This window comes from Kineococcus sp. TRM81007 (assembly GCF_022669155.1).
Taxonomy (GTDB): domain Bacteria; phylum Actinomycetota; class Actinomycetes; order Actinomycetales; family Kineococcaceae; genus Kineococcus.
Window position 1 is genome coordinate 72,629 of record NZ_JALBVB010000024.1, and the last position, 9,907, is coordinate 82,535.

Annotated in this window: 9 protein-coding genes; 3 read left to right on the forward strand and 6 right to left on the reverse strand. The window is 74.9% G+C overall.

Annotated elements, in window-relative coordinates; all coding sequences use genetic code 11:
- Positions 1-4: 4 nt before the first annotated feature.
- Genes MN205_RS01680 through MN205_RS01690 form a run of 3 tightly spaced genes read right to left on the reverse strand, consistent with a single transcriptional unit; the run spans position 5 to position 1,878 of the window.
- Positions 5-1,075: a sensor domain-containing diguanylate cyclase gene (locus MN205_RS01680; RefSeq protein WP_308220220.1), complete on the reverse strand. Its 1,071-nt coding sequence runs from the start codon at positions 1,073-1,075 to the stop codon at positions 5-7.
- Between the two features lie 49 nt (positions 1,076-1,124).
- Positions 1,125-1,319 carry a hypothetical protein gene (locus tag MN205_RS01685; protein WP_242123696.1) on the reverse strand — a complete coding sequence of 65 codons (195 nt, stop codon included), beginning with the start codon at positions 1,317-1,319 and terminating at the stop codon, positions 1,125-1,127.
- Between the two features lie 46 nt (positions 1,320-1,365).
- Complete coding sequence (locus MN205_RS01690) at positions 1,366-1,878, reverse strand: Lrp/AsnC family transcriptional regulator (RefSeq protein WP_242123698.1); 513 nt, start codon at positions 1,876-1,878, stop codon at positions 1,366-1,368.
- A 99-nt stretch (positions 1,879-1,977) separates the two neighbouring features.
- Here MN205_RS01690 and ald point away from each other — a divergent pair, with 99 nt between their 5' ends.
- Positions 1,978-3,123 carry an alanine dehydrogenase gene (gene ald / locus MN205_RS01695; RefSeq protein ID WP_242123700.1) on the forward strand — a complete coding sequence of 382 codons (1,146 nt, stop codon included), beginning with the start codon at positions 1,978-1,980 and terminating at the stop codon, positions 3,121-3,123.
- Positions 3,124-3,189: 66 nt separating this feature from the next.
- Positions 3,190-4,668: a diguanylate cyclase gene (locus MN205_RS21415; RefSeq protein ID WP_242123702.1), complete on the forward strand. Its 1,479-nt coding sequence runs from the start codon at positions 3,190-3,192 to the stop codon at positions 4,666-4,668.
- A gap of 13 nt (positions 4,669-4,681) precedes the next feature.
- Here MN205_RS21415 and MN205_RS01705 read toward each other — a convergent pair whose 3' ends face one another.
- On the reverse strand, positions 4,682-5,836 hold the full coding sequence (locus tag MN205_RS01705; protein WP_242123703.1) for a glutamate--cysteine ligase: 1,155 nt from the start codon (positions 5,834-5,836) through the stop codon (positions 4,682-4,684).
- 61 nt (positions 5,837-5,897) lie between these two features.
- Here MN205_RS01705 and MN205_RS01710 point away from each other — a divergent pair, with 61 nt between their 5' ends.
- Positions 5,898-7,331 (forward strand): NAD(P)/FAD-dependent oxidoreductase, encoded by a 1,434-nt coding sequence (locus tag MN205_RS01710; protein ID WP_242123706.1) that lies wholly within the window; start codon positions 5,898-5,900, stop codon positions 7,329-7,331.
- An 87-nt stretch (positions 7,332-7,418) separates the two neighbouring features.
- On the opposite strand, the gene MN205_RS01715 is transcribed toward MN205_RS01710, so the two are convergent.
- Positions 7,419-8,840 carry an NADP-dependent succinic semialdehyde dehydrogenase gene (locus MN205_RS01715; protein ID WP_242123708.1) on the reverse strand — a complete coding sequence of 474 codons (1,422 nt, stop codon included), beginning with the start codon at positions 8,838-8,840 and terminating at the stop codon, positions 7,419-7,421.
- A 158-nt stretch (positions 8,841-8,998) separates the two neighbouring features.
- Positions 8,999-9,907 (reverse strand): glucose-6-phosphate dehydrogenase (coenzyme-F420) (fgd, locus tag MN205_RS01720; protein ID WP_242123710.1); only part of this gene is annotated, 909 nt, incomplete at its 5' end.

Consider the following 9,907-nt stretch of genomic DNA (forward strand, 5'->3'; position numbering starts at 1 on the left):
CCCCTCAGGGGTCACCTGCGCCGGGCTCCTCGCCCGGGGGCGGGGGAGGGGCCGCCCGGTCGGCCTTGCCGGCGTACAGGGCGGCGTCCGCGTCGGCGTACAGCCCCTCCACGCCCCGCTCGGGCCGGTAGGCGGCGGTGCCGGTGGTGACGGTGACGTCCCAGCCGTCGATGGGCTGCTCGCGGACGACGTGGCGGACGCGCTGCGCCAGGTGCTCGGCCGCCGGCAGGTCGGTGTCGGGCAGCAGGACGGCGAACTCGTCGCCCCCCGTGCGTGCGAGGAGGTCGGTGCGCCGCAGGGTGTCCTGGACGCGGGCCGCGATCTCGGCGAGGACGGCGTCACCGGCCTGGTGCCCGGCGACGTCGTTGATCCGCTTGAAGGAGTCGACGTCGATCAGCGTCAGCGCCAGGGGAGCGGGGTGGCGCTCGCACCGGGCGGTCTCCTCCGCCAGGCGCTCCTGGAAGCGGCGCCGGTTGGCGGCGCCGGTCAGCGGGTCGGTGCGGGACTGCTCGTGCAGCCGGCGCGTGAGGTCGTGCAGCTGCGCCCGGGACTCCTGCAGCTCCCGGACGGTCATGCGCAGCGCCAGCTTCGTGGAGACCACGGCGGCCAGGTCCTCCAGCAGCAGCAGGTCGTCCTCGGACCACTGCCGGGGCACGAAGTCGGCCGCGCAGAAGGCGCCCAGGGTGTGCTCGCCGTAGCGCAGCGGGTAACCGGCGTAGGCGCCGGCTCCCATCTCGACCACCGCCGCGTGCTCGCGGTAGGCGGGGTCGACGCGCGCGTCGAAGAGGACCACGGGGCCGTCCAGGTGGACCACCTGCGCGCACAGGGAGTGGCTCAGCGGCGTCGAGCGCAGCGACGCCCAGGGCTCCGGCAGGCCCACCGCGGCCTGCACGACCTCCTGGTCGGCGGCGATGAAGGAGACCATCGCCACGGGGACGCGCAGGACGCGGGCGGCCATCCGCACCAGGCGCTGCAGCCCGTCGCTGTCCTCGGCGGCTCGCACCGCTCCACGGACCGCTGCGAGGCGTTCGAGCTCCGCCAGCGGCCCCCTCGGCGGCTCCGCGGACGGGGGCACCCGGCCATGCTCGCCCGCCGCGGAGCCGCTGGCAACCCGACCGCCGGGCTCAGTCCGTCGCGGGCGGGACCTCGTCCGGCTCGTCGGTGAGGCCGAGCTCGCGGCGCTCGTGCTCGACGCGCATCTCCAGCTCGTCGTCGTTGGGCCGGGCCGGCATCTTGCCGTGCTCCTGGCGGTCCCGCGGGGCCGCGATCTCCGGCTCGATCACGTTCTCCAGGGTGGGTTCGTCGTTCTGCTGGCTCATGCCCCGACGCTAGGCACCGCGGTGCGGGCGCGCACCCGCAGCCGCGTCACGAGCGGCCGGCGGCGCGCGTGTGCTCGAAGATCAGGCTGGTCTCGGTGAGGGCGACGTCCTGGTCGCGGGAGAGGTGCTCGGCGACGAACTCGCGCAGGGCACCGGTGCTGGTGACCGCGACGTGCAGCAGGTAGTCGTTCGCGCCGGCCACGAAGTACACGTCGAGGACCTCGGGCTGGCGGCGGATGCGGGCCACGAAGGGCCCCATGCTGCCGCGGGCGTGCGCGGCGAGCCTCACGGCGATCATCGCCTGCAGGTGCAGGCCGAGGGCGTCGGGGTCCACGTCGGCGTGGAAACCGCGGATGACGCCGGCGGCGCGCAGGGCGCGCACCCGCAGCAGGCAGGTGGAGGGCGCGATGCCGACCCGCTGGGCGAGGGCGGCGTTGGAGATCCGCCCGTCCTCGGCCAGGACGTGGAGGATCGCCCGGTCGACCGCGTCCACGGCCCGCCGAACGTTCTTCGGCGGGACGGCCCGCCCCGCACCGTCCCCCGAAGGAACCGTCGTCATCCCCGGACGGTACCGAACGATCCTCGATCTCCTTGCCGACCCGTCGTCGCATCTTCACCCTGGTGGTGACCGTCACACCCCCCGAGCCGGAGGTCCGAAGTGCGCATCGGCGTTCCCCGCGAGGTGAAGAACCGCGAGCACCGCGTGGCGCTGACGCCCGCGGGCGTGCACGAGCTGATCGGTCACGGCCACGAGGTGCTGGTGGAGGCGGGCGCGGGGGAGGGCAGTTCCCTGCCGGACGCCGAGTTCGAGGCGGCCGGCGCGAAGGTCGTCGCCGACGTGGAGGAGGTGTGGGGCGAGGCCGAGCTGCTGCTGAAGGTCAAGGAACCGATCGCCTCCGAGCACCACCGCCTGCGGCGCGAGCAGGTGCTGTTCACCTACCTGCACCTGGCCGCCTCGCGCGAGTGCACCGACGCCCTCCTCGCCGCCGGCACCACCGCGATCGCCTACGAGACCGTGCAGCTGCCCGACCGCTCGCTGCCGCTGCTGGCGCCGATGAGCGAGGTCGCCGGCCGGCTCGCGCCCCAGGTGGGCGCCTACCACCTCATGAGCGCGAACTCGACCACGAACGGCCGGGCCGGTGCCGGCGGGCGCGGTGTCCTCATGGGCGGGGTGCCCGGTGTGCGGGGGGCGGACGTCGTCGTGATCGGGGCGGGCGTCTCCGGCCAGAACGCCGCCCGCGTCGCGCTCGGCATGGGGGCGGAGGTCACCGTGCTGGACCTGTCGATCCCCAAGCTGCGCGAGGTGGAGGCCCGGTTCGGCGGGGCGGTGCGCACCATCACCTCCAACGCCTTCGAGCTGGCCCGCGCCGTGCGCAGCGCCGACCTGGTGATCGGCGCCGTCCTGGTGCCCGGCGCGCGGGCGCCGAAGCTGGTGAGCGACGAGCTGGTGGCGCAGATGCGCACCGGTTCCGTGCTGGTGGACATCGCCGTCGACCAGGGCGGCTGCTTCGAGTCCACCCGGCCCACCACCCACGACGAACCCACGTTCACCGTGCACGGCTCCGTCTTCTACTGCGTGGCGAACATGCCCGGCGCGGTGCCGCACACCTCCACGTACGCGCTGACCAACGCGACCCTGCCGTACGTGACCCGGCTGGCGGACGCCGGCTGGCGCGAGGCCCTGCGCGCCGACGACGCCCTGGCGCACGGGCTGTCCACCCACGCCGGTCAGCTGACCAGCGCCGAGGTCGGGCAGGCCCACGGCCTGCCGTCGACCCCCCTCGCGCAGGCGCTGCGGGCCTGACCGGAGCCACCCGGCCCGGCCCCGGCGCGGGGTCAAGCCGGTGCCCGCGGGCGCCGATGGAGCGGCGTGCGACCCACCGGCCCCCGCTCGCCCGCGCGCCTGCTGCTCGCGGCGGGGGCGGTGGCCGCGCTGGTGTGCGCGCTGCTGCCGCTGGGGGCCCTGCGCGACGGCGTGTACGCGCTCGTCTGCTGGGGCAGCGTCGCGGCGGTGGTGGTGGGCATCCGCCGCAACCGCCCGCGGGAGCCCGCGGCGTGGTGGCTCGTGGCCGCCGGCGTGGCCTCCTGGGGGCTGGGTGACCTGACGTGGGACGTCGTCGCCGACGTGCTCCACGGCGACCCCTTCCCCTCCGCCGCCGACGTCTTCTACCTGCTCGCCTACCCGCTGCTGGCGGCTGGGCTGTGGCGCTTCGTGCGCGCCCGCACCGACGGGCGCGACCGCGACGGGCTCATCGACAGCGCCGTCTTCACCGTCGGCGTCGGCCTGCTCATGTGGGTCTTCCTGGTGCAGCCGGCGCTGGGCGACACCGGGGCGACGCCGCTGGCGCGGGTGGTGGCCGCCGCCTACCCGGTCGGCGACGTGCTGCTGCTGGCGCTGCTGGTGCGGCTGCTCACCACGGGCGGCGCGCGCGACACCGCGTTCCGCCTGCTGGCCGCCGCGGGTGCGCTCAGCCTGCTCGCGGACAGCGCCTTCCAGCTGCTCTCCCTGGACGGCGGCGACGGCGGCCGCCTCCTGGACGCCGTCTGGCTGGTCGCGTACACCTGCTACGGGGCCGCGGCCCTGCACCCCTCGATGCGGTGCATGACCGACCGGCAACCCCGCACCGGCGTGATCGTCGGGCGCGCCCGCCTGGTGGCGCTGACCGCCGCCAGCCTGCTGTCCCCGGCGACCCAGGTGCTCCAGCTGGCCCTCGGCCTGCGGCTGACCGGCTGGGCCGTGGCGCTCAGCTCGGTGGCGCTGTTCCTGCTCGTGGTCTGGCGCATGTCCGGGCTCGTCGCCCACCTGCAGCAGCAGGCCGCGCAGCTGGCGGCCCTGGCCCGCACCGACACCCTGACCGGGCTGGCCAACCGGCGCAGCGGCGACGCCGAGCTGGCGCGGATGCAGGTGCGGGCCCGGCAGGACGGCACCCCCCTCAGCCTGGCGGTGCTGGACCTGGACCGCTTCAAGGTCTTCAACGACACCTTCGGCCACCAGGCCGGCGACCGGCTGCTCACCGAGGCGGCGGCGGCGTGGAAGCGCCGGCTGCGCGGCACCGGGGCGCTGCTGGTGCGCTGGGGCGGTGAGGAGTTCACCGTCCTGCTGCCCGGGCACGACCTGGAGGACGCCGCGGCGCTCGTCGAGCAGCTGAGCGCGGTCACGCCCGCCGGGCAGACCTTCTCCGCCGGCGTGGCGCGCTGGGACGGCGAGGAGGACCCCGCCGAGCTGACGGCCCGAGCCGACCGGGCGCTGTACCGGGCCAAGGCCGCCGGGCGCTCGCGCGTCCTGACCGCCGCGGCACCTCCCGGGCCGCGACCGCCGGACCCGGTCGTCCCCACCACCACGGCGTGAGGCGCACCCGCCCTCAGCCGGTGCGCATCTCCTCCACCAGGGAGTCCACGACGCCCACCAGCGGGTTCTCCGCACCGGCCCGGCGCGCCGCGTCGAACGCCGCCCGCTGGCGCTGGTAGCTGGCGCCCACGCGCGGGACCTCCGCCACCAGGCGCAGCTCCTCCTCGCACCGCAACCGGCGCGCCACCGGTTCCAGGCGGGTCAGCCAGTCGTCCAGGTCGTCGGTGACGAGGCGCTCGCGACCGGCGGCGTCCACGATGATCTCGGCGTCCAGGCCGTAGCGCGCCGAGCGCCACTTGTTCTCCTGCACGTGCCACGGCGGCATCGTCGGCAGTTCCCGGCCCGCCTCCAGCTCACCGTCCAGGTGCACGACCAGGCAGTGCACGAGCGCCGTCAGCGCCCGCAGCTCCCGCAGGGTGGGCGTGCCGTCGCACACCCGCACCTCGATGGTGCCCAGCTTCGGGGAGGGGCGGACGTCCCAGCGCACGTCGGACAGCCCGTCGATGACGCCGGTGACGAGCATGTCCTCCACGTAGCCCTCGAACTGGGCCCAGGTGGCGAACTGGAACGGCAACCCGGCCGTGGGCAGCTGCTGGAACATCTGCGAGCGGTTGCTGGCGAAACCCGTGTCGTGCCCGGCCCAGTACGGCGAGGACGCCGACAGGGCCTGCAGGTGCGGGTAGTGGTTCAGCAGCGAGTTCAGGATCGGCAGCACCTTGTGCACCGAGTCCACCCCGACGTGCACGTGCACGCCCCAGATGAGCAGCTGCCGCCCCCACCACTGGGTCCGCTCCAGCAGTTCGGCGTAGCGCGGGTCGTCGGAGACCAGCTGGTTGTCGAAGACGCCGAACGGGTGCGTCCCGGAGCACATCACGTCCAGGCCCAGCGCGTCGGTGACGCGCCGGATCTCCGCCAGCGACGTCGTCAGGTCCTCGGTGGCCTCGGCGACGGTGTCGCACACGCCGGTGACGATCTCCAGGGTGTTGCGCAGCAGTTCCTTGGTGACCCGCGGGCCGTTCGCGTGGTCGGGCAGCTCCAGCGCCGTCAGCACCTCGGCGGCGGAGGAGGACAGGTCGCGCGTGCGGCGGTCGACGAGCACCACCTCCCACTCCACGCCCAGCGTCGGGCGCGGTGAGGCGTTGAAGTCGATCCGCGTCGCCCTGCCCACCGATCGATCACACCACAGCGACCCGTGGTGCGCGCGCCGCCGCCTGCGTACCGTCCGGGGCGTGGACACACGGGAGCGGGACACGGACGTCGTCGTCGTCGGGGCGGGGGCGGTGGGGGAGAACGTCGCCGACCGGGCCGGCCGGACGGGCCTGGAGGTCGTCGTCGTCGAGGACGAGCTGGTGGGGGGCGAGTGCTCCTACTGGGCGTGCATGCCCAGCAAGGCGCTGCTGCGCCCGGGGCAGGTGCTGGCCGGCGCGCGGCGGCTGCCCGGCGCGGCGGAGGCGGTGACCGGGGAGCTGGACACGGCTGCGGTGCTGGCCCGGCGCACGAGCTTCACCAGCGGCTGGGACGACTCCTCGCAGGCGCGGTGGCTGGAATCGGCGGGGCTGGGCCTGGTGCGCGGCCGCGCCCGCCTGGCCGGGCCGCGCCGGGTGGAGGTGACCGGCGAGGACGGCACCACCGTCCTGACCGCGCGGCGGGCGGTGGTGCTGGCGACCGGGTCGGTGCCGGTGCTGCCCGACGTGCCGGGGCTGGCCGCGGCGAACCCGTGGACCAGCCGGGAGGCCACCAGCGCCGACGCGGTGCCGGGGCGGCTCGCCGTCGTCGGCGGCGGGACGGTGGCCGTGGAGCTGGCGCAGGCGTACGCGCGGCTGGGCTCGCGGGTGACGCTGCTGGTGCGCTCGGCCCTGCTGGGCAAGGAGGAGGACTTCGCCGGGGACCTCGTCGCGGACGCGCTGCGCGACGACGGCGTGGACGTGCGCCTGGGCGTCTCCCCGGCGTCGGTGGAGCGCCCGCGCGCGGGCGGGGAGGTCACCGTCGCCCTGGACGACGGCTCGCGCGTGGTGGCCGACGAGCTGCTGGTGGCCACCGGCCGGCGCCCCGCCACGGAGGGGATCGGGCTGGAGACCGTGGGCCTGGAGGACGGCGGCGGCCTGGACGTGGACGACACCGGCCTCGTCGCCGGCGTCGAGGGCGAGTGGCTGCACGCCGTCGGTGACGTCTCGGGGCGGGTGCAGCTGACCCACCAGGGCAAGTACGAGGCCCGCGCCGTCGGCGACGCGATCGGCGCCCGCGCGCGCGGCGAGCTGGGGCGCGAGGCCCCCGCCTGGTCCCGGTACGCGGCGACCGCCACCCGGGTGGCGACCCCGCAGGTGACGTTCACCGACCCGGAGGTGGCCTCGGTGGGTCTGCGCGCCGCCGAGGCGCGCGAGCGGGGCCTGGACGTGCGGGTCGTGGACTACGCGATCAGCGACGTCGCCGGCGCCTCCCTGCTCGCCGACGGGTACACCGGCAAGGCCCGCCTCGTCGTCGACGAGAGCCGGCACGTCGTGGTGGGCGCCACGTTCGTCGGCCAGGACGTCGCGGAACTGCTGCACTCGGCGACGATCGCGATCGTCGGCGAGGTGCCGTTGGAGCGGCTGTGGCACGCGGTGCCCAGCTACCCCACGGTCAGCGAGGTGTGGTTGCGCCTGCTGGAGACCTACGGCCTCTGACCCCACCCCTCGAACCGAACCCCGCGGTGGTCCCGCACGGTTGGAGCTCCAACCGTGCAAGACCACCGCGGAGGGGAGGGCAGGGGCCTACTCGGAGGCGGTGGAGGTGTCGCCCTGGCGCTGCTCGGCGCTGGGCGGGCCCACCCACACCGTCTTGGCGTTCATGAACGCGTGCATCCCCAGGTCGGTGAGCTCGCGGCCGTAGCCGCTCTGCTTCACCCCGCCGAAGGGGAGTTCCGGGTAGCTGGTCGTCATCCCGTTGACGAACACCATGCCCGACTGGACGTCCCGGACGAACCGCTCGCGCTCGTCCTCGTCCTCGGTCCAGATGTTCGACCCCAGCCCGTAGGGGTGGCTGTTGGCGATGTCGATCGCCTCGTCCAGGCTGGAGACGGTGAACAGCGCGGCGACGGGGCCGAACACCTCCTCGTGGTACAGCTTCATCTCCTCGGTGACGCCGGTGAGCAGGGTGGGCCGGTAGTACCAGCCGGGCCCGTCGACGCGCTCGCCGCCGACGACGACGGTGGCGCCCCCGTCGACGGCGTCCTCCACGTACCCCTCGACGTCGTCGCGGCCGGACTCGGTGGCCAGCGGGCCCACCTGCGTGTCCTCGTCCATCGGGTCCCCGACCCGCTGCGCCGCCAGCTTCTCGGCGAACAGGCGCGTGAACTCCTCGGCGACGTCGGCGTGCACGAAGAACCGCTTGGCGGCGATGCAGCTCTGGCCGTTGTTCTGGCAGCGGGCGGTGACCGCGACCCCGGCGGCGGTCTCCAGGTCCGCCGACGGCATGACGACGAATGGGTCGCTGCCACCGAGTTCCAGCACGGTCGGCTTCAGCGCGTCCCCGGCGATGGAGGCCACCGACTGCCCCGCCGGGGCGCTGCCGGTGAGGGTGGCGGCGACCACGCGGTCGTCGCGCAGAACCCGCTCGATCGCGCCCGAGCCGATGAGCAGGGTCTGGAACACGTCGCCGGGGAAACCGGCCTTCCGGAACAGCTCCTCCAGGTACAGCGCGGTCTGCGGCACGTTGCTGGCGTGCTTGAGCAGGCCGACGTTGCCGGCCATCAGGGCCGGGGCGGCGAAGCGCATCGCCTGCCACAGCGGGAAGTTCCACGGCATGATCGCCAGCACCGCACCCAGCGGCTGGTACGTGACGTACGCCTCCCGCGCGCCGACCGCGTCGGCGTCCGCCGGGCGCGGTTCCAGGAAGGACGGGCCGTGCTCGGCGTAGTAGCGCAGCGCCTTCACGCACTTGCCCACCTCGGCCTTCGCCGCGGCGAGCGTCTTGCCCATCTCCGTCGTCATCAGGGTGGCCACGTCGTCGGTGTCACCCTCCAGCACGTCGGCGGCCGCGCGCAGCCAGCCCACCCGCTGCTCGGGCGTCGTCAGCCGGTAGGAGGCGAACGCCGCCGACGCCCGGGCGATCCGGTCCTCCAGGGCCTCCTCGCTCAGCGGCTCGAACTCCCGCACCGTCTCGCCGGTCGCCGGGTTGATCGTCGCGATGGCCACTTCGGGTCCCCTCCCGCACGTGCTCGTCACCGGCCCGCCGGGCCGGTGCTGCCGGACCCCGTCCTACCCGCCCCGCGGCGGGGCTGCCACCGCAGGGCCCCGCCCCGGTCGATCACCGGTCGTGCGGTGCCGGGTCCGCGCCGTGCCCGGCTCCGGGGTCAGCCGGCGCGCAGCAGGGGCACCACGTCGGCGGTGAACTGGGTCAGGAAGCGCGCCTGGTCGTGGCCGGGGGCGTGGAAGACCAGGTGGGTGAACCCGGCGTCGACGTACTCCTGCACCGCGGAGGCCACCTGCGCGGGCTCGGAGGCGACGATCCAGCGCTGGGCGACCTGCTCGATGGGCAGCTGGTCGGCCAGGCGCGCCATCTCCACCGGGTCGTGCACGGACGCCTTCTGCTCCGGGCTCAGCGACAGCGGTGCCCAGAACCGGGTGTTCTGAAGCGCCCGGGCCGGGTCCTCGTCGAAGGACAGCTTGATCTCGATGGTGCGGTCGATCGAGGTGGCCCGGCGCCCGGCGGCGGCCAGCCCCTCTTCCAGCGCCGGCAGCAGCGTCTCGCGGTACAGGTCCATGCCCTTGCCGGAGGTGCAGATGTAGCCGTCGCCGGCGCGGCCGGCGTACTTCGTCACCCCCGGCCCGCCGCCGGCGACGTAGATCGGCACCGGCTGCGTGGGCCGGTCGTAGACGGTCGCGTCGTGCAGGCGGTAGAAGTCGCCGTCGAAGGTGACGCGCTCGCCCGCCCACAGGGCCTTGATCAGGCGCACCGCTTCGCGCAGGCGGGCGAAGCGTTCCTTGGCCTCGGGGAAGGGCACGCCCACGGCGGTCTCGTTCAGCGCTTCGCCGGTGCCGATGCCCAGGATGACGCGGCCGGGGGCCAGGCAGCCCAGGGTGGCGAAGGCCTGGGCGATCACGGCGGGGTTGTAGCGCAGGGTGGGGGTCAGCACGCTGGTGCCCAGTTGCACCCGGTGGGTCTTGGCGGCCACCCACGGCAGCCAGGTCAGCGCGGCGGGGGCGTGCCCGTCCACGTGCCGCCAGGGCTGGAAGTGGTCGGAGATCCACACCGAGTCCAG

Coding starts and splice junctions, on each gene's coding strand:
- MN205_RS01685 (WP_242123696.1), bottom strand. CDS start 1,319: ATGAGCCAGCAGAACGACGAACCCACCCTGGAGAACGTGATCGAGCCG.
- MN205_RS01690 (WP_242123698.1), bottom strand. CDS start 1,878: ATGACGACGGTTCCTTCGGGGGACGGTGCGGGGCGGGCCGTCCCGCCG.